The 19,945-nt window shown below is 52.6% G+C and carries 15 protein-coding genes; 5 read left to right on the top strand and 10 right to left on the bottom strand.

The window, feature by feature from the left end; genetic code table 11:
* The first annotated feature begins 173 nt into the window (after positions 1-173).
* Complete coding sequence (locus C1J03_RS06765) at positions 174-1,751, top strand: arylsulfatase (protein ID WP_254694203.1); 1,578 nt, start codon at positions 174-176, stop codon at positions 1,749-1,751.
* 198 nt (positions 1,752-1,949) lie between these two features.
* A complete protein-coding gene (locus C1J03_RS06760; RefSeq protein WP_114884923.1) occupies positions 1,950-2,534 on the top strand; it encodes a hypothetical protein in 585 nt (194 codons plus the stop codon).
* Between the two features lie 74 nt (positions 2,535-2,608).
* On the opposite strand, the gene C1J03_RS06755 is transcribed toward C1J03_RS06760, so the two are convergent.
* Positions 2,609-3,469, bottom strand: a complete 861-nt coding sequence (locus C1J03_RS06755) for an NAD(P)-dependent oxidoreductase (protein ID WP_114884921.1) — start codon at positions 3,467-3,469, stop codon at positions 2,609-2,611.
* 103 nt (positions 3,470-3,572) lie between these two features.
* On the opposite strand from C1J03_RS06755, the gene C1J03_RS06750 reads away from it, so the two are divergent.
* Positions 3,573-4,490 carry a LysR family transcriptional regulator gene (locus C1J03_RS06750; RefSeq protein WP_114884919.1) on the top strand — a complete coding sequence of 306 codons (918 nt, stop codon included), beginning with the start codon at positions 3,573-3,575 and terminating at the stop codon, positions 4,488-4,490.
* Positions 4,491-4,670: 180 nt separating this feature from the next.
* Here C1J03_RS06750 and C1J03_RS06745 read toward each other — a convergent pair whose 3' ends face one another.
* The 7 genes from C1J03_RS06745 to C1J03_RS06715 form a co-directional block, all read right to left on the bottom strand.
* Positions 4,671-6,365: a dipeptide ABC transporter ATP-binding protein gene (locus C1J03_RS06745; protein WP_114884917.1), complete on the bottom strand. Its 1,695-nt coding sequence runs from the start codon at positions 6,363-6,365 to the stop codon at positions 4,671-4,673.
* Entirely contained in the window at positions 6,365-7,270 is a 906-nt protein-coding gene (locus C1J03_RS06740; RefSeq protein WP_114884915.1) for an ABC transporter permease, read from the bottom strand. The genes C1J03_RS06745 and C1J03_RS06740 overlap by 1 nt, the downstream gene beginning before the upstream one ends.
* Positions 7,270-8,244, bottom strand: a complete 975-nt coding sequence (locus C1J03_RS06735; protein WP_114884913.1) for an ABC transporter permease — start codon at positions 8,242-8,244, stop codon at positions 7,270-7,272. Before C1J03_RS06735 ends, C1J03_RS06740 begins: the two co-directional genes overlap by 1 nt.
* Positions 8,245-8,269: 25 nt before the next feature.
* Positions 8,270-9,835 carry an ABC transporter substrate-binding protein gene (locus tag C1J03_RS06730; protein ID WP_254694202.1) on the bottom strand — a complete coding sequence of 522 codons (1,566 nt, stop codon included), beginning with the start codon at positions 9,833-9,835 and terminating at the stop codon, positions 8,270-8,272.
* A gap of 286 nt (positions 9,836-10,121) precedes the next feature.
* Entirely contained in the window at positions 10,122-10,997 is an 876-nt protein-coding gene (locus tag C1J03_RS06725; RefSeq protein ID WP_114884908.1) for a DUF2182 domain-containing protein, read from the bottom strand.
* Positions 10,998-11,018: 21 nt separating this feature from the next.
* Entirely contained in the window at positions 11,019-11,687 is a 669-nt protein-coding gene (locus C1J03_RS06720; protein ID WP_114884906.1) for a DUF1326 domain-containing protein, read from the bottom strand.
* Positions 11,688-12,171: 484 nt separating this feature from the next.
* The gene (locus C1J03_RS06715) at positions 12,172-13,158 is read right to left on the bottom strand and encodes an isopenicillin N synthase family dioxygenase (RefSeq protein ID WP_114884904.1); all 987 of its coding nucleotides are present in this window, start codon (positions 13,156-13,158) and stop codon (positions 12,172-12,174) included.
* 1,367 nt (positions 13,159-14,525) lie between these two features.
* Between C1J03_RS06715 and C1J03_RS25255 the strand changes: the two genes are divergently transcribed.
* Together C1J03_RS25255 and C1J03_RS06710 are read left to right on the top strand one after the other, a co-directional pair.
* Positions 14,526-14,909 carry a lipoprotein gene (locus C1J03_RS25255; RefSeq protein ID WP_162798465.1) on the top strand — a complete coding sequence of 128 codons (384 nt, stop codon included), beginning with the start codon at positions 14,526-14,528 and terminating at the stop codon, positions 14,907-14,909.
* A 253-nt stretch (positions 14,910-15,162) separates the two neighbouring features.
* Positions 15,163-16,098, top strand: coding sequence for an aminotransferase class IV (locus C1J03_RS06710; protein WP_114884902.1), 936 nt, complete (start codon positions 15,163-15,165; stop codon positions 16,096-16,098).
* Positions 16,099-16,346: 248 nt separating this feature from the next.
* Here the strand turns inward: C1J03_RS06710 and ptsP are convergent, their stop codons facing one another.
* Together ptsP and C1J03_RS06700 are read right to left on the bottom strand one after the other, a co-directional pair.
* Positions 16,347-18,590, bottom strand: coding sequence for a phosphoenolpyruvate--protein phosphotransferase (ptsP, locus tag C1J03_RS06705; protein ID WP_114884900.1), 2,244 nt, complete (start codon positions 18,588-18,590; stop codon positions 16,347-16,349).
* Between the two features lie 87 nt (positions 18,591-18,677).
* Entirely contained in the window at positions 18,678-19,916 is a 1,239-nt protein-coding gene (locus C1J03_RS06700; protein ID WP_114884898.1) for an aspartate kinase, read from the bottom strand.
* Between the last annotated feature and the right edge of the window lie 29 nt (positions 19,917-19,945).

Here is a 19,945-nt window from a genome sequence, read left to right as displayed (position 1 = left end):
AATCCAAGAGCCAAGGCAATGTGTAGGACGTTTGCATATCACATTGCATCTTTGTCGCCCCCGCTTGGACGCAGGACTTCTTGTCTGAGTGCTCAACTGTGCAGAAGTTGCAATGTGATCCGAAAATACTGAGGATACAGATGAAAAACCGACTGCATATGGCTTAGGCTATAGTGACTGCGTCCGCCTTGTCAGGCGTGTCGTCTTTGGCCATTGCCGATACATCCAAACCGAACATTCTCATCCCTTTTGGGGATGATATCGGCGAGTATAACATCAGCGCATATAACATGGACCAAATGGGCTACCGGACACCCGACATTGACAGCCTTGCCAAAGAAGGTGCGCTGTTTACGGACTGGTATGGCCAGCAAAGCTGCACGGCGGGCCGCGCGCCGTTTATAACCGGACAGTCCCCGATCCGAACCGGCCTAACCAAGGTTGGCCTACCCAGAGCGCCAGAAGGCATCACCAAGGAAGACCCCACACTTGCAGATCTGCTAAAGCCTCATGGGTACGTGACCGGCCAATTTGGCAAAAACCACCTCGGCGACCGAAATGACATGCTGCCCTCAAACCACGGTTTTGATGAATGGTTTGCCAATCTTTATCACCTGAATGCCGAAGAAGAGCCCGAGAACGAGAACGAGAACGAGCATTACCCTAAAGATCCGGCATTCAAAACGAAGTTTGGACCGCGTGGGGTTCTGCATTGCCGGACTTCTGAAGAGTTTGACAGCACCGAAGAACCTCGTTTTGGGCAATTGGGAAATCAGGCCTGCGAAGATACCGGGCCATTTACTGTGAAGCGGATGGAGACGTTTGACGACGAAGTCACGGCGCAAGCCATCGACTTCATGGAGCGCGCCAATGAAGACGACAAGCCCTTCCTCATCTGGTGGAACACCACCCGTATGCACGTTTATACGCACCTGAAAGAAGAGTCTGCGGGCAAGACCGGCTACGGCATCTTTGCTGATGGTATGGTCGAACATGACGGTCATGTCGGTCTGATGCTCGCCAAGCTGAAAGAGCTGGGCCTCGATGAAAACACCATCGTCATGTATTCCAGCGACAACGGTGCCGAAGCATTTGGCTGGCCCGACGGTGGCACCACGAAACACCGCGGTGAAAAGAACACCCAGTGGGAAGGTGGATACCCTGTTCCGACACTCATCCGTTGGCCCGGAACGATCGAGCCCGGCACAATCATCAACGACATAGCTGCACATGAGGACATTCTCCCGACTGTCATGGCTGCTGTTGGTGACACGACGGTCAAAGAAGACCTGCTCGTAGTAAAACAGGTCGGCGACATGACGTATAAGGTTCACCTTGATGGCTATAATATGATGCCGTTCCTGAAAGGGGATGTGGAAAAGTCACCACGCAAAGAGATCATCTACTGGACCGATGATGGAAGCGTTGCTGCATTGTGGTACAATGACTGGAAACTCACATTCCTGCGTCAGAATTCAACGGGCTTCCGGGTTTGGGAAAGACCTTTTGAAGAATTGCGCTGGCCAATGCTGACTAACTTGCGGATGGACCCTTTTGAACGCGCTCTTGATGAAAGCGCCGGCCACTCCGAATGGGCTACAAATCGGCTTTTCGCTTTGGCACCAGCATCTGCGTACGTTGCCGGCTGGCTGCAGAGCTTTAAAGAGCTCCCACCTAGAATGAAGCCCGGCAGCTTTAGTCTGGACCGGGTCATGGAAGCTGCCAGCAACTCTGTCGGGGGATGCAATTAAACTCTGACTGATTGCTGAAATTTCGGCCGCATTTTGATTTTCAAGTGCGGCCGTTTTTATGAGCATCTGAGTTATTCGTCTAAAGGTTTCAGGCCCCTAGCAACCAGAACGAAAAATGACGGGAAGGCATAGTTTCCCTACCGTTGGGTTTGGGGTACTCAAGACGTGTTGCTCATTGAAGTTTGAAGGAAATCTGAATTGAAACGTACTATTCTCATTGGCGTACTGTTCCTTGTTCCTCTGGCTTTTGTGGCGATCATTTTGCAAAAGGTCTTTGAGATAAGCATGGTCGTCGCGGCGCCACTGGACGCGTTGATACCTTTTGAACGCATCGCTGGAATAGCATTTGCGAATATACTGGCCATTTTCCTGATATTGTTGGTCTGTTACCTAGCAGGACTGATCGCGCACAAAGGTTGGTTTTCTAAGCGACTGAATAAGCTTGATAATATCCTTATTGATACGTTGCCAGGTTACGCGGCCATCAAAGGAATGATCTCAGGTGTCGCTGGTGATGAAGGCCAAGACGCCCTTATGAAACCGGTGCTGGTTCGATTTGACGACTACGAACAGATAGCGTTCGAGGTAGAACATTTAGGTGATAAATCTGTTATTTTCCTACCGGGGTCACCAAGTGCTGGATCAGGTGCAACCGTTATTGTTGAATCCCATCGAGTATCGCCCCTAGACCTTCCTCCGCACAAGGCCGTGAGCCTGCTTCGTGTATTGGGGCGAGGGTCGTTGAAAGTTACTCAAAAACAGGCCGATCGCCCCCAAGTATAGTGGACTGGAGTACCCTCGGCCTAAATCCACTGGAATAACCAACAGCTTATCCGGCTATTTCGTGTTGTCAGCACTTAATTTGCCATCGTCTTAACCAGCGCTGTCAATTCTTGATCACCATGTCCATCATCCCATGCAGCCTTGGTATTGTCGTACATCAGTTGCATGAACTCAGACGGGGCATCCAAAGATTGAAATGTCTTTAGCGCGTCTTCTTGCGCCAAAGCGTAGACCTTCATGGACGCTTCGGCATTCGCAAATCTTTCAGTCGGAACTGATCGTTCAAACAATCCGTAGTAGTCATGAACCAGTTTCAGAGACGCCGGAATTTGATCCGAGAAAACCTGCATCGGAACGCCCGCTTTTTCACAAACGATTGCCCCATAGATCATTCCGAACATGAACCCTTGCCGCACTGAAAACAGCCCAGCAAACATCGCTGCCAACGCAGATGGCTCGCGCCCAATGCAGGCCGATCGTCCCGCTAGTGTTTGAATGATAGGACCATAAGCCAACCAACTTCCTGCGCTGCCAACGGTCAAGATTGTGGCGTCATCCGTGCCAATTCCCGATGGATAAGCATTGATCATCCCCAACATATAACGTGCCCCTTGCGCGCTCAATATTTTGACCAAAGCCTCAGCATCTTTGGTGTCGCCCGTACTCATGTCACAAATCATTTTGCCTTGAATCGAGATGGTTAGATCGCTGATAATTTTGACGGTTTGTGCGTGGCTCTTAACGCAGACAATTGCGAAATCACTAACTGCGATGGCTTCATCAGGCGTTTTCGCGGCGCGTGCGCCGAGGTTTGTAAACGCATCAGATTTGCCCGGAGTTCGGTTCCAGACCGCAACGTTGTGGCCCGCCTTAATCAAACAATGAGCGAGCGCGGACCCCATGGAACCCAATCCTAGAATAGCAATATTAGTCATCGATCTCTCCAATTCATCGAATGTATCGTTGCAATCCAGGATGGCCGAAGCGCTTGGAAAAAGAGAGTTGTAAATTTTTCTATGCTGTTAGATATTCTTACGTATGAATTGGAAAGACCTCCCTTCTCTTACATCTTTGAAGGCCTTTGCAGTCGCGGCAGAGCACCAAAACCTGACGAAGGCTGCAGCGGTTTTGAACGTCACTCATTCCGCGATAAGCCAGCAAATTCGAACCTTGGAACGCCATCTTGGAATTCGGCTTTTTACCCGCACGCAGCATGGTATTTCGCTGACGTCACAGGGCGAATATCTTGCAGCCGGTCTACTTAACTCCTTTGCATCAATGTCATCGGTGCTGGAAAACATGGCAGATGCTGAAAATTCCCGGCCCTTACTGGTGTCCGCAACGCCGATGTTTTCGAGTGCGTTTTTGATGCCACGTATGTCCGACTTCTTGAAAACCCATCCAAAGATTGAACTGAACATTCAGTCGACGATTGAGGCCGTCATCCTAACCCCCGGTGGCGTTGATATGGCGATCCGCTATGGCACAGGAAATTGGCCAGGGTTGGATGCGCATCTAGTTCTTCCGGGCTGCCTTACCGTTGTGGCATCGCGCGAATTGGTTAGAGACCGTGTCTTTAGACATCCGCGCGAACTTCTGGAATATCCGCTGCTTCAAGAACAGGCATCGGTCGAATTTGACCTTTGGTTGGAAAAAGTAGGCGTTCCTATCCAAGCGCCTCGCAAGGTTGTTCGACTGCCGGGGAATATGCTTGTGGATGGTGTGCGGCGTGGCGACGGGATCAGCGCAACGGTGCCAGCCTTTATTGCGGATGAGCTGAAGACCGGGGAAATCGTGACGCTGTTTGACGACCCTATTCCTGAAATCGGCTATTACCTTGTCGCCCTGCCCGGCACCCAACGTCCCGCGCTGACAATCTTCAGAAATTGGCTGGAAAAATCAGTGTCCGCCTATGAACGCGGCCTTTACCGCTGGCCCCCAGCTCACCTGCTGTGATCGCGCCCATGAGTCGGTACGCTTAGAAAGTTCGTGGAATGAGCATTGGAAGCTCCTTGGAGTTCTCGGCATTGGTACAGCGCCCTACCCCAGTTTACGGCACAAACTCAAAGTGGATTAGATTTTCCATCCGTCATTGGCCTCATACATACAACAAAGATTTAGCTTGAACTGTTCTTCTCAAGATCGCCAATTGCTCGGCAGGACGGGTGTTAGCGCGAGGAGTTTTTTAGTGTAGTCCGCCTGTGGTTCACTGAACACACGCTCAGATGCGCCTATTTCCTGGATGCGGCCATTGCGAAGGACGACGATGTCGTCGGCCATCTGGCGCACGACTGAAAGGTTGTGGCTGATGAACAGGATCGTCAGCCCGAACACGTTTTGGAGGTCTTTGAGCAAGTTGAGAAGCTCGGCCTGAATTGAAACATCAAGTGCTGACGTCGGCTCATCACAAATCAAGATTTTAGGTCTTGCCAGAAGTGCGCGTGCAACTGCGATGCGCTGACGTTGCCCACCAGAAAATTGGTGGGGGTATTTGTCGATTGCAGCGGGCTCCATGCCAACGAGACTGAGCATCTGAAGGCATAGGTCGCGCCGCGCGTCGCTGTCATTCACCAGACCATAGAGCCACAATGGTTCGGAGAGAATGGTACCAATGCGATGGCGGGAGTTGAGCGATGAGAAGGGATCTTGGAAGACCATTTGTATCATTTGGCGTGAGGGGTGGTGGCGTGAACGGGCCTTACCACCCGGCAACGGTTCCCCGCCTAAAGTCATCCCACCGCTTGCAGGTTTGATGAGGCCGGTCAGCGTCTTGGCGAGTGTCGACTTACCCGATCCGCTTTCGCCAACAACGCCCATGACGGATCCCGGGCGCACGTCAAAGGAAATATCATGAAGTGCGACATATGGCTCTGGTGTGCTCCAAATTGACGTCCTTGTTCCGGGAAACGCGACGGTCAGGTTTTCGAGAGTAAGCCCAATGGCATCTGCCCTCTGCCCCTCGAGAAGCCACGCCTCTGCAGCGTTGCCTCCGTTCTTACTGGCGGCAGCCAATTGCGTCTCGTCTTCGGGCACGGGAAAGCGGTCAATCTTTTGGTCCAACGGAGGGACCGCATCCATCAACTGCTTAGTGTAGGGGTGCGAGGGCTGGCCCAAAACCTGCGCGATTGGGCCGCTTTCGATCAACTTACCGCGCCGCATTACCGTGACTGAATCAGCGATTTGCGCAATGACACCAATATCATGGGTGATCAGCATGAAGCCTACTTTTCGGACGTCAGCAAGGCGTCTAAGTAAGTCCAGCACTTGCGATTGCACGGCAACGTCCAATGCTGTGGTCGGTTCATCCGCGATGATGAGTTCGGGGTTCGTGCACAGCGCCAAAGCGATAACGACCCGCTGGCGCATCCCACCAGAGAATTGATGAGGGTAGGCACGCATGCGGATTGCGGCGTCTTCAATCCCCATTTCTTCAAGCAGGTCGACGGCACGCTTTTGGGCGTCCCGTGTTGAAATATCCTCGTGCGCCTGAATGGTCTCAACAAGCTGATCCTCAATCCGCATCAACGGGTTCAGGCTGGTCTGCGGATCTTGGAAAATCATCGAGATACGCTTACCACGCAGTGCATGGGCCTCAAACCGGTCAAGCGCGCGCAGATCAGTGTCGCCTAAAAGTACTGTACCCTCTGTGATGTAGCCGGGTGGTTGCAGCAATCCGATAATTGCTGCGCCGACGGTAGATTTTCCCGCACCACTTTCACCGACCAATCCGTGGATTTCCCCCGGGGCAATGGCCATAAATATGTCTTCCACTGCGGTCATATCACCAAAGCGAGACGGGAATTTCACTGTGAGGTTTTCAACCCGCAACATCAGCGCAACCTCGGGTTGAAGACATCACGCAGGAAGTCGCCAAGGACGTTGATGGATACCACAAGTGCGACGAGGAATAGCGCTGGTATCCATAGGATCCACCACTCACCAGAAAGCAGAAACTGCATCCCGATCCGGATCAATGTACCCAGAGACGGGCTGTCGGCGGGAAGACCAATTCCGAGAAACGACAGCGTCGCCTCGAGCAAGATAGCCGATGCCAGATCAACCGTCATGATGACCAACAGAGGCCCAAGAATGTTGGGCAGGATGTGCACAAACATGACCCGTAAAGGGTGTTGGCCTTGCATGACTGCGGCTTGAACATATTCCTTGTTCATCTGCACGAAAGTCGATGCGCGCGCGGTTCGGGCAAAATTGACCCAAAGCGAAAGCGCGATGGCGAGCGTCAATACAGCAACACGCAGGTCCTGTTGCATTTCTGGAGGAAGGACGCCGCGTGCAATACCGTCGATCAAAAGTGCCGTCAGGATTGCAGGCAAGGCAAGCTGGATGTCAGCTATGCGCATCACGACGGCGTCAAACCGCCCTCCGAAATAGCCAGCCGCCAGGCCCAGACCGACACCTAAGAACGTGGCGATGGTCATTGCCGCGATGCCAATAATAAGCGAGAGCCGCGCGCCATAAAGGATCGAAGAGATCATATCGCGGCCTTGGTCGTCGGTGCCCAGCAGGAATTTATCGTTCCCAAATTCTTCCCACACGGGCGGCAAAAGTCCGTCCATCAGCGAAAACGAGGCCAAATCGTAAGGATTTACCTGTGCAATCCACGGGGCAAACACCGCGCCCAGAAATATGGTCAGCGCAACAAAAGCAGCAACGATCACAAAAGGCGACCGGGTAAAGAGCCAGAGCCCTTCGTGGCGCTTGATGAAGTCCACCATCAAGAAACGTCCTGAATGCGTAAACGCGGATCAATCGCAACATAGAGAAGGTCGACGATCAGGTTCACCAGAACGAAGAAAAAGGCGATCACGACAAGGTAGACACCCATGACTGGGATATCGACAAACCGAATGGACTCCAGAAAAAGCAGCCCCATGCCGGGCCATTGAAAGACGCTCTCTGTCACGATGGAGAATGCAATTACACCACCAAACTGCAGGCCAATGATTGTGATCACGGGGATCATCGTATTCGCAAGCGCATGTCTGAAATAGAGCCGGCTCATCGGGACACCGCGTGCCGTAGCAAAACGGATATAGTCAGAGCGCATGACCTCCATCATCTCGGCACGCACCAGGCGCATGGTCAACGTCAATTGGTACACACCAAGCGTCACAGCAGGGAGGATCAGCGCCCGCCAGCCATCAGCGGTCAGAAACGATGTCTCCCAGCCACCTAGGTGCACCGTACCGCCACGCCCGAATGTGGGGAGCCAGCCTAGTTGCACACCAAATATGAAAATGAGCATGATGCCGATAACGAATGTCGGGATTGAAACGCCAATGAGGGTTGTCATGAGAATTGCTTGGGTTGCGAAACCACGTGGCCGCAAGGCCGTATAAACACCAGCTGGAATACCAACAAAAAGTGATATCAACAGCGCAACAATACCAAGCTCGAGCGTGGCTGGGATGCGCTTCGAAATCATCTCGGCCACAGGCTGGCGTGTCCGATACGAAAACCCAAAGTCGCCTTTCAGCATGTCACCTGTAAAGCGGGCAAATTGCATGACGAAAGGGTCGTTGAGACCAAGTTCCTCGCGCAGGCGTTCCTGATCTTCAACCGAGGTTTCAACGCCGGTCATTTGGGTGATCGGGTCGCCAACAAATCGGAAAAGGGAAAAGGCCAGAAAGGCAACGGCCAGCATAACAAACACCGACTGGATCAGCCGCTTTGCGATGAAATATACCATTGCCTCTCTACTTTGCTCTTAGGTCTTAATTCACCGTCACCCAGCGCAACATAAAGAAGTTGTCGGCGCGCTGTGTAAGGTCAACGCCGTCTTTCGCAGCCCAGATCAAAGGCTGGGTATACAGCGGAATATAAGCCACTTCTTCTTGCGTCACTGCGACGACTTCATCGACCATCGCCTGACGTGCAGCAGGGTCGATCTCCTGCTGAATCAACGGCAGCAATTCGTCAACGCGTGCGTTTGAATAGTTACCAAAATTCCATGACCCTAGCTTTTTCTCGTCGTCCTGACTGTGCAGCAAGAACCGGATGGGATGTTCCATATCGAAGGTTCCCGGTGACCAGCCAAGAAGGTACATATCGAAATCGTCTTCACGCAGCTGTGGCCAATAATCACGGACAGGACCGGTGGAAAGTTCGGCATTCAGGCCAACGGCCGCGAACATTGAAGCCGCTGCACGGCAAAGTGCCTCGTCGTTGATGTAGCGGTCATTTGTACATTTCAGACCAAAACTAAAGCCTTCTGGATAGCCAGCTTCCGCAAGGAGTGATTTCGCTTTTTCTGGATCGTATTCCGGACGGTTTGAATTGGCCTCTGAGAACCCAGAAATACCTTCTGGGACCAACTGGCTTGCGCCTTCAATTTTGCCGCGGAAAAGAACACGATCAATTGAGGCAAGATCAATTGCGTGCGCCGCCGCCAAACGAACACGCGGATCAGCAAATGGGTTCGCGTCAGCCACATCGGTGGAATAAAGCAACGTCTCATGCTCGTGTCCAAAACCAAACATGATCACACGGGTTTCTTCACCCTCAAGGACTTTGAACCCATCACGGCTTTCGACTTGCGCGACGTCTTGCAATGGGATCGGTTGAATAAAGTCGATCTCGCCTGAAAGTAGCGCTGCTAAGCCGGTGGCAGAGTTGCCAATAGGGGTAAACGTTGCTTCGGTAACGTTATGCTCAGCGTCGTCCCACCAGCCGCCATGCGGGGCCAGCACTGTTTTTACACCTGGATCACGGCTTGCTACCACAAACGGGCCGGTGCCGTTGACGTTAATCGTCGCAAAGTTCTCAGCGTCACGCGCAGGAAGAGCTGCATCGTTGGACATCGCCCAATCTTTATCGAGGATCATGAAGTTGGCGATCGATGATGGGAACAATGGGTTCGGGGCTGTTGTTACAAAATCGATGGTAAAGTCATCAACGACACGAACCTCTGAAACGGGCGCGAACCAAGAGCGGACGTCGGCGGCTTCATTGGATGCACGTTCATAAGAGAACAGCACGTCTTCTGCAGTAAAGGCAGCGCCGTCCTGAAACGACACATCTTGGCGCAAGTTGAACCGCCAGCCGTTTTCACCGTCCAGTGGTTCCCAGCTTGTGGCGAGCGATGGTTCAATCGCCATATCACGACCGCGACGCACAAGGCCTTCATAGACGTTGTTTAAAAACGAAAGAACGGGCGCGGAGTTAACCGCATGCGGGTCCATCGTTTGAGGGTCGGTGGTTGACGCCCACTTGAATTCTTCAGCTTGCACACCGAAAGCGGCCATCGAGACAGCGCCCCCAAGCAAGAGTGATCTAGTCATAATTCTGCCCATGGCTTCTCTCCTAATTTATGTGCCAAGCCTGCGCTTAATGTCAGGAACGTCAAGACTGAACTGGCAATATGACACAGTCGTTAGAAGAAACTCAGTTGTAACAACCAGTTTCAGTTTGAGGTTTGCAAATCCCGTGAAAGAATTCGACCGCCCTACCCGCCTGCGGCCCAGACCAGCCGTTCACCCATTGGCGCTATGCCAGGTTGCAGCTTTGGCATTCCGACCTTTTGTTGAAATCACAGCATTCTGGCAGCCTTGCGGTCTGGGCAAAACATCACACAAGTGCGCTGTAAAAGAAAGTTGCCCCCCAGGCCAAAAGCAGTACCCCAGTGATCTGACCCAAACGGGGCCCGATCGGAAGGAGTTTTTCGAGGAAAACGATCATCGCGAGTCCGACAATCCAGTATAGGTTCATGATACCGCCGAAAAAGAGGATCGCCATCAACCCCCAGCAGCATCCAAGGCAGTAGACCCCGTGCTGCAGCCCCATGACAAGCGCACCGCCCAAGCCGTCGCGCCAGTTCTGCGACAGAAAGGCGATCGGACTTCGACAGTGTTCCAGGCAAGCCTTCTTCAGAGGGGTCATTTGGTAGAGCCCAGCAAGAACGAGGATGCTGCCTGCAAACAGGGCATTCGTACTGTTGAGCATCATCGGAGAAAGGATTCCCAAGGCTTCAAATGCGCGCTGAAGAGCCACCGCGACGATGCTGAACGCCGCCCAGCAAAGCAGATAGCCAAGAGTGAATGCGGCGGTGTTCCAGTGTGCAGTCGACACATTGATCCCCGCAGAGGGACTGCGGGCAATCTTGGCGAAGAGCAGGACCATCGGTGCAGCGCTTGGCAGCATCATGGCAATCATCATGATCCACCACATGAAGAACATGAGTATCGCGTAACCCCCGGTCCAAGCGACGGGCATCGCCATTCGAGACATGGCGTTGCTCATCGCCACGATCTCACCGCCTGTGCCGCTCTTCGAAGGATCTGACCGACCCAGCGCCATATCGACCGATGACATCGCAAACGCCGACATATCCATGCCCGCGCCCGTTAGAACATAAATCCAACTGGCAAGAAGGACTAATGCCAAGGCCGCCGCAACAATCGCACGATCCCGGTTCAGGGCACGCTCAAGCGCCGTCTCTTTCATGTCGCGCCTTCGATGCACCGATCAGGAGGCGAGTTTGAACTTCCGACGGCTTTCATCAAGATCGTAGGTCAGTCCGTTGGGACCCCAAGCGATATATGCCATCGAGCTGTGCGTGCCTTTGAGGTCAAACTTGAGATCCGACATGCTCTTAGTTGTGCCCGAGACATTCTCTGCTTCGTGGAAAACCCAACCGTCGGGCAATACTGTTAGCATCCGGTGCTCTGTGTCTGTCACCGGGTTCCGGATCGGTTCGCTGCTTGCCCGCAAGCTGTCAGGAACATCGATATTGGCAGTCCGTGCATGTACATCGATGTTGAAATCCAGATCAGTCATGATCGGATCATGTAGGGTTTCCACGATCACGCTAAAGATCTGAAACATGGTTCCGATCTTTTGATCCGCGCCCGAAAGAATGTAGAATACCGCATCGCGCTGCTCGTCAGAAAGCGAGCTCGGCAGAATAGGTTGCATATGCCCTCCGCCATGATGGATCGCTCGTGGGAAATAGAAGGTGGCGATAACTTTCACGCCGTCCAGCGACACGCCGTCACAATGTCCCTTATCGATAATGAAGCCCACAGCGCCGGTGCAATACTCCTCAGTCGGTTGTCCCATAGCTTCACATGGGCACCCAAAATCACAGCTGCAATACTCGACATAACGCCCTTCAATTGACCAGTCTTTCGACATCTTCAATTCCCCCTGCTAAAATTTAAAAATATAAAATGTAGCGATCTGATACACGAAAACCGCAATAAAGTCGAGGTTTTCGCCCAAACCATATGGCCAAGGTGCCTTTGGAAAGTCTTTTCAAGATCCAAAGTTCGATGCTCGTGCACTTGCAACTGCGAGCAAGGCAAAGACATCAATGTGCCCAATCTGACCACCATTGCGCCGATTGAAACTACTTTGTGATCACCTGATGGAAGCCAGCGTCTAAAAGAATAACGCGTCGAATTCGCACGCGAAGCGACCTTCAGCTTTCAACCGTTATCGGCAAAATGTGGACGCCGCAGCAGAATGGGCAAATGGACTCAAACACCGTCATTCATCTCATCTGGTAACAATAGCTTCTCTTCGGTCAAAGCGCCCAAAGGGGGTTTATTGGCAATAGGCTGCTGACCGTGCCGAACAGCATTCAACAGATACAGATTCAAATAAGGTGCCGCACCGTTCAGGTCTTATATTGTGAGAAGCTCTTTTTGTTCTGCCCTGAAATATGCTGACCTGCAGTCACCGGTTCGTATTTACTAGTCAGCTTTGAAACGCCGAGATCCAAAGGATCAATTACCGTATCCGTATGCGGGTCAAAAAACACCGGGATAGAATAACGCGCATTTTCTGATCGATTGATCACTCTGTGCAACGTTGAGGAGAAACGATTGTTGCTCCATCTTGCGAGAAGATCGCCAATGTTGCAAACAAGCGCCCCTGCAATAGGCGGTGCCTCGATCCATTCACCCGACTTACTTTGCACCTGTAAACCGCCGCTGTCGTCTTGAAGCAATAGCGTTAAAACACCGAAATCAGTATGCGGGGCAACGCCGAACCTCTGCTCAGCCTCGTCTTCTGCAGTCGACGACGGATAATAAACCAGCTGCCCACGTGCCAATGGCTTTTCATAGCACGCGTCAAAAAAGTCAGCCTTTTGATCGAGACTGACGGCAATTGCAGCCATAACATGACGAGCCACGTTGCAAACCGCATTGTAGTAAGGAAGCAGCTCTTTTTGAAGTCGCGGAAAAGTATCTGAAGGCCACTGATTCACCGCGACCATTGGTTTTCTTGCTTGCACATCCGGATCGTCAGCGTCGGTTTCGGCACCCCAAAAAAACACCTCTTTCAGGTCGTGTGTCGCCGCCCCTGAAAGATGTGACATACCTTGTGCCATCCACCCCCTTTGATGCGTATCAACTGCAACCGTTTGTTTGCTAGCTGCTGGAAGTGCAAAGAAATCCTTGGATACCGCGAAGGCCTGTTCAAAGATATTTTGCGGTATCCCATGACCGGAAATATAAAAGAATCCATGATCTGTCGCAGCCATGTAGATCGCATTGGCGACGCTCTGGATATCAGTGCCGCTCACAGCGCCAGAAACATCAATAACAGGGATCATTGAAGCATCAGTGGACTTAGCGTTCGCGAATTCTGATTGAGTCATTTCGATTGCCCTCACTAAATCGACGTTGGAACAGAGTGAAACGCAGAGATGTCGCTGGTACAAGAAAAATTACGAGTACCAGCAAAAACTCATCGATTGGATCAAAGCGGACACCGCGCCCAACCCCAACATTTAGACCTTCGGGCTCAATGCGGTCACTCACTGGACCTAGGATCATGGCTCACTTTTCTCTCTGCGCCCCGTGATACCCGCTGACGCATACAGAGGTGCCACCGTTCTCAGGAGGTTTCGCATTGCACGGCCCATGGAATGCAACCGAAGGCGGAAGGTAACAGACGATGTTTGATCGTGCGCCTGAACGAGAGGCCGCAAACCCGTGGAATTTTGCAAGTTATCAGCAAGAGCCGCGACCACAAAAAGCCGGTTTTCGAAGCAATTCACGATAATGCACCACGCCTTTTACTTATCTGTCCATGGCAAATGAGAAATGGGCACAAATCACTATTCCAGCACATGAAGGCTTCTTTGCAAAATACGGCACGCTTCTAGGCAACTTCCGATTTACGATACCAAGTCAGCATTTTTCCGATCGACTGCGGAGCGAAGGGCTACCCATCTAGAGGAAAGTGCCAATGACCAACTTTATCAAAACCGCGAGGTCAATCGTGTAGCGATGGCTGGGAAATATAGTACGCGCAGCTTGCCTGTCGTGCTCCTGATTAGTTGCGGAAGAAGGAGTTGGGCTTATCCAAGGGTTTGCAGCGCAAGCGATGATCGCTGTTCGAAAGGTCTAGCTGGCTGCTCTGCCTAAGCAGTCCGAGCGCTAAATACTGGCCAAGAAGAGCGAGTTGAAGCCAGGTCTGAGACATTGAACGGATCGGCCGGCTCAAGCACTTCTTCTCACCACAAGTTACCAGTGCGATTGTCTCGGTCGGGAATGATCAAATTTTGAATAATCACCGTGACCTACAGGGCGTTCCATTCTGCGAAATACGAGGTTTCACCGCATTTTGTGAAACAGCGGATCCTGGGGAAACCATCGAAGTCTTGCAATCATATCAAACGGCGATGAATTGCGTATCGAACCATACGACGCCGGCGTAGTTACGCGTGTAGGTAACGGCATTCTGCGCCCGTTCAATGATCCATCAACTTGTAATGGTCCAGCAGGTAACGCCTTACGTATGAGAAAAGCGATGCGGTCGCGAGCGTAGGTGCTTGGTAAGAGCTGGAGACGACTTAGCCCTTCAAATCGTCATATATCTGCATGGTAAACCTCACTAGGATCACTCGACAGATGATGGTTTATCTCCCGCAGAGCTGGTCATTTTCGGTGAAAATAACTTGTTTTGTTCGAATTTTTATCCAATTATTAGTCACTACCCATTAATTCGAGGAGAAATAGATTGAAAAAAATTGTATCAATAGCCTTAGTTACTTTAGCACTTACTGCCTGTCAGGCGACCACAGATAGCGCAGCCGTACCGCAGGGAGGGTCTAAACAAATCGCGACACAAAGTGATATGAATGCTCTTGTCGGCCGCACGATCTCGCTTGATCAAGGGCAGTCATTTATAATTTCTGAAAATGGAACTTTGGACGGTTCTTGGGATGGAAAGCCTCTCGTCGGCACATACGAAATGCGTGATGGCTTTTTCTGTAGAACACTAAGTCAGGGACCAAGAGGCCCTTCACCAGAAGATTGCCAACTTCTTGTACTGGACGGGAATAGCCTGACGGGGTCTCGTGATCGCGGAAATGGCGACTCCTTCACTTATACCGTTTCCTAAATTTTGCATAATTGGCCTACTTAACGCACCCAAATGCTGCGTTTAGTAGGCTCTTTTTTCGGCATTGATCGGTCTGTGCAGCCAAGACTTGGCTGTGCTCGGAGCTCTGCGTGCTGGCGCAAGACCTAAATCTGATTGCATAGTTGTTCGTCCGCACGCTCTAGTTCCCTGCGCCCATTCCTCATCCTCCGCATTGGATCCTTGGCAAATTTTTGTTTTGGAATTATGGCTCAGTCACCCGGAGTAGAAATATATGCACAGCTTGCCCAAGCTAACCGCGCGCCATACTGATCCAGGAACCTACCCTCCCGGCATCGCCTTTATGGACGGTCAGTATCTGCCAATTAGCGAGGCGAAAATATCGGTTTTAGACAACGGTTTTCTTCACTCCGATGCGACCTATGATGTTGCGCATGTTTGGAAGGGGGCGTTCTTCAGGCTTGATGACCATCTCAACCGTTTTTTCAGCGGCATGGAAAAACTACACATGTCGATCCCCTTCGATCAAGCACAAGTTACTGAAATACTGCACAATTGCGTGGCGCTCTCTGGATTGCAGAATGCATATGTTGAATTCATCTGCACCCGCGGCACATCGCCAACATTCAGCCGCGATCCGCGCGATGCCGTTAACCGCTTTATCGCTTTTGCCATTCCATTCGGATCGGTCGCCAATCCTGAACAGATGCGGCGTGGCCTACATTTGGCCCTCACCGATCTTATCCGCATCCCACCCAGTTCGGTTGATCCAACAGTGAAAAACTATCACTGGCTGGATTTAGTCAAAGGTCTCTATGCCGCCTACGAGCAAGGAGCAGAGACTGGCATTCTTTTGGATGCGCATGGGAATATCGCGGAAGGGCCGGGTTTCAACATCTTCGCCATTAAAGATGGCAAAATCTCAACCCCAGCATTCGGCGTGTTGATGGGCATAACCCGCCAAACGATCTTTGACCTTGCTGGTGAAATGCAAATCGACTGCGGAGCTGGCGACATCCCTCCCGGTGATCTAAAGGCTGCTGACGAAGTGTTTGTGACTTCAACGGCAGGGGGTGTCATGCCGGTCACCAAGATCGATGGAGCACCAATTGGGTTAGGTGATGTTGGACCGGTTACCCATCAAATTACCAAAGCATATTGGCGCATGCACGAGGATGGCCGGTTTCGGACACCAATTGCCTACCCTTAGCTATGGGCCCTGAAAGGCAGCTTTGTATGGTGTTTGCCAAAGGCAAAATTGGCTCCACAACCTCCGAAGTCATAATATCACAACAAATCAGCAGCACTCTGGGGGTATGGATGAGTAAAAGTTCGATAAATTCAAGTATCGAGCTTTAGAATCGCTCTAAAAGTTGAAATTTTTAATCAAATTCCCTGCCGGACCCAGTTACACATTATCTAACAAATCAAACAGTTACCGACCCAAGCTCATGTACCTCAGTTAGACTGCCCGCGCAGGTATTCCATCACAGCACCGCGCACAGATTGCTCGCCACGGGCGCGCGCATCGTCGATAACCAAGCGGACTTCATCAATGTTCGTGCGGCGGATCAGGTTCTTGACCGGCCCAATGGATGCCGGCCGCATCGATAGCGTTCGAAAACCAATCGCAGCAAAGCAGAGCGCTTCAACCGGTCGCCCAGCATCTTCACCACAAAACGAAAGCGGTGTCGAAGTTTCGGCACAACGCTCTACCACGTTCTGTAAATAGCTCAGAAAGCTCACGTTCAACGTGTCATAGCGCCGACGTACCCGCTCATTCTCGCGGTCGGCCGCAAAGAAGAACTGCTTTAGATCATTGCCCCCTACCGACAGAAAATCGACCTCCTCAAAGAACTGACGCGGCGCAAATCCAAGGCTTGGCGTCTCAAGCATTGCCCCGACTTCAATGCTTGAAGGCAGGACATGGCCCAGCCGTTCCTCTCGCGCCAACGTCTTGTCGACCTCTTTGCGAGCGGCACGGTATTCTTCAAACTGCGCCACAAATGGGAACATCACCGTCAAAGGCCGCCCATTGGCCGCCCGAAAGAGCGCCTGCAACTGCATCCGCATGATGCCGGGCTTGTCCAAACCCACCCGGATCGCACGCCAGCCCAGCGCCGGGTTCGGCTCATCGTTCGGCTTCATATAAGGCAGCACCTTGTCTGACCCGATATCAAGCGTCCGGAACACAACCCGCTTGCCCTGCGACGCATCCAGCACCCGAGCATAGAGTGCCGCCAATTCTGTCCGTTTCGGCATCTGGTTGCGCACTAGAAATTGCAACTCTGTGCGGAACAGCCCGACACCTTCAGCCCCAGAATTCACCAAGGACGGCAAATCCGCCATCAAACCAGCGTTCATCTGCAATGAAATCGTAACGCCCGACGTATCCGTTGCCGGCTTTTCGCGGATCGATGCGTAGCGTTCTTGCGCCGCTGCCTGCATCGCGATCTTATCACGAAATGCGCTGGCTACGCTGTCTTCGGGCCGCAGGTGCACGACACCTTGTTCACCATCAACCATGATGTGATCGCCATTTAGCGCCTCATTCGTGATCCGCCCAGTATGCACCAGCAATGGTATCGCAAGCGCCCGCGCGACAATCGCCGCGTGGCTGCCAACCGATCCGTTTTCCAGAACGATCCCGCGGAGGCCCCGCCCGTATTCCAACAGCTCAGCTGGGCCAATGTTGCGCGCCACTAAAATCGGATCAGACGGCATCTCGGCACCTGTATCACTGCCCTGCCCAGTCAAAATACGCAGCAGACGGTTCGACAGATCATCTAGATCACTGAGCCGCTCGCGCAGATATGCGTCTGCTGCTTGGCCCATACGGGCCCGCGCCAGCGATTGTTCTTTCTCCACCGCCGCTTCTGCCGATAAGCCGCGCGAGATGTCTTCTTGCATCCGCCGCATCCAGCCTTTGGAGTTCGCAAACATCCGGTAGGCTTCAAACACCTGCTGCTGGTCCTTGTCACCAGCGGCCATCGACAACATCTGATCGACACCGACACGTAAATGATCGACCGCCTCTTCAAGGCGCACTGCCTCGCGCACCGGATCGTCTGCAACAAGGTTGGACACAACAACGCGCGGTTCATGCAGCCAAACATGGCCTTCTGCCACGCCTTCTTGCCCAACCGTTCCGCGCAGCAAAACAGGTTGGGAATGGCGCGCCGACATCGCGGCCCCTTCGCCAACAAATGCCCCTAGTTCGGTCATTTCAGCCAGCACCATCGCCACGACTTCGATCGCATAAACCTCATCGGCGGTAAATTCGCGCACGGCCTTGGACTGCACAACCAGCACGCCCAGCGCTTCGCCCAAACGCTGCACCGGAATGCCAAGGAAGCTGGAAAAGCTCTCTTCTCCGGTTTCAGGCATATAGCGGAAGCCTGCCGCCTGCGGCGCATTGGGCGTGTTTATTACCTGACGCCGTTTGGCCACACGGCCCACAAGACCTTCGCCCATTTTCATGCGCGTTTGGTGAACTGAATCCTTGTTCAGGCCCTCAGTTGCACACAGCTCCAGCGTCTCGTCATCGCGGAATAGATAGATTGAGCAAACTTCGCAAGCCATTGAAGTTGCGATTAAATGTGTAATTTTATCAAGCCGCGTCTGGCCGGGATCATCGCCAGCCATCGTGTCACGTAACCGTCCGAGCAGCTTTCGGCTTTCTGTCTCTGAACTATCGGTCATGCTGGTCGTCCCTACCGTTTCAAATCCCGGTATAGCGCAGCAAACCCAGAGGCGCGACTGCCCAATTCACGCAGCGCGCGAAAGCCCTCAAGCTGCTTTGTGCAGCTCAAACGCATCATGTAGCGCCTGTACGGCCAACTCCATGTATTTGCGGTCGATCAAGACTGAGATCTTGATCTCAGACGTTGTGATCACCTTGATGTTGATGCCTTCGTCCGACAGCACCTTAAACATCTTGGCAGCAACGCCCGTGTGGCTGCGCATGCCAATACCCACAACACTGATTTTGGCCACATCCGTGTCAGCAATCAGTTCCTGGTAGTTGATGACATCATCCGCATCGGCCTTTTCCATCGCCTTTTGCGCACGCTCGACCTGATCCACAGGACATGACCAGGTCATATCGGTGCGGCCCTCTTCGGCGATGTTCTGAACGATCATGTCAACGTTCACGCCGCCCTCACTGAGCGCGCCAAAGATCGTTGCGGCAATGCCCGGACGGTCCGCAACCGACACCAGCGTCATCTTCGCCTCATCGCGGCTAAACGCGACCCCTGCGACTACATTGCTTTCCATGATTTCCTCCTCATCACAAACGAGCGTTCCGGCATCGTCTGATTGTTCCTCGAAACTCGACAGCACCCGCAACTTGACCTTATAGCGCATCGCCAGCTCAACCGAGCGTGTTTGCAGCACTTTGGCACCCAGTGACGCCAGTTCCAACATTTCTTCAAACGCGATCCGGTCCAACTTGCGCGCCCGCGCCTCAACGCGAGGATCAGTGGTATAAACCCCGTCCACATCCGTGTAGATATCGCAACGCTCAGCTTTGAATGCAGCGGCAAATGCGACCGCCGTGGTGTCTGAACCGCCGCGCCCAAGCGTGGTGATGCGGCCTTCAGGGCTGACGCCTTGGAACCCTGCGACCACAGCCACCTTCATGCCATCCGCAAACTTCGCGGTGATATTTTCTGGCGGAATTTCTTCGATCCGGGCTGATGAATGTGCGCTGGTGGTTTTGACCGGCACTTGCCAGCCTTGCCAGCTGCGCGCAGGCACATCCATCTCTTGCAACGTTAACGCCATCAGCCCTGCTGTGACATTCTCGCCCGATGACACAACCGCATCATATTCACGCGCGTCATGCAGGGGCGACGTCTCATTAACCCAACCGACTAACTCGTTGGTTTTACCCGACATTGCAGAGACGATGACGATCACGTCATAGCCTTTTGCCACCTCGACCCCCACGCGCTTTGCAGCGCGCCGGATCCGGTCCAACGTGGCCACAGACGTGCCACCAAATTTCATCACCAGAACAGGCATAATTTCCTCGCCCCATGGGTTCGGGCGCG

Source organism: Sulfitobacter sp. SK012 (assembly GCF_003352085.1).
Taxonomy (GTDB): Bacteria; Pseudomonadota; Alphaproteobacteria; order Rhodobacterales; family Rhodobacteraceae; genus Sulfitobacter.
This window is presented reverse-complemented; position numbering and strand designations above follow the sequence as displayed.

Bases quoted from the DNA above. Each gene is read 5' to 3' on its own strand.
- C1J03_RS06755 (WP_114884921.1), bottom strand. From the start codon at position 3,469: ATGACTAATATTGCTATTCTAGGATTGGGTTCCATGGGGTCCGCGCTC.
- C1J03_RS06750 (WP_114884919.1), top strand. From the start codon at position 3,573: ATGAATTGGAAAGACCTCCCTTCTCTTACATCTTTGAAGGCCTTTGCA.
- C1J03_RS06745 (WP_114884917.1), bottom strand. From the start codon at position 6,365: ATGTTGCGGGTTGAAAACCTCACAGTGAAATTCCCGTCTCGCTTTGGT.
- C1J03_RS06740 (WP_114884915.1), bottom strand. From the start codon at position 7,270: ATGGTGGACTTCATCAAGCGCCACGAAGGGCTCTGGCTCTTTACCCGG.
- C1J03_RS06735 (WP_114884913.1), bottom strand. From the start codon at position 8,244: ATGGTATATTTCATCGCAAAGCGGCTGATCCAGTCGGTGTTTGTTATG.
- C1J03_RS06730 (WP_254694202.1), bottom strand. From the start codon at position 9,835: ATGACTAGATCACTCTTGCTTGGGGGCGCTGTCTCGATGGCCGCTTTC.
- C1J03_RS06725 (WP_114884908.1), bottom strand. From the start codon at position 10,997: ATGAAAGAGACGGCGCTTGAGCGTGCCCTGAACCGGGATCGTGCGATT.
- C1J03_RS06720 (WP_114884906.1), bottom strand. From the start codon at position 11,687: ATGTCGAAAGACTGGTCAATTGAAGGGCGTTATGTCGAGTATTGCAGC.
- C1J03_RS06715 (WP_114884904.1), bottom strand. From the start codon at position 13,158: ATGACTCAATCAGAATTCGCGAACGCTAAGTCCACTGATGCTTCAATG.
- C1J03_RS06710 (WP_114884902.1), top strand. From the start codon at position 15,163: ATGCACAGCTTGCCCAAGCTAACCGCGCGCCATACTGATCCAGGAACC.
- ptsP (WP_114884900.1), bottom strand. From the start codon at position 18,590: ATGACCGATAGTTCAGAGACAGAAAGCCGAAAGCTGCTCGGACGGTTA.
- C1J03_RS06700 (WP_114884898.1), bottom strand. From the start codon at position 19,916: ATGCCTGTTCTGGTGATGAAATTTGGTGGCACGTCTGTGGCCACGTTG.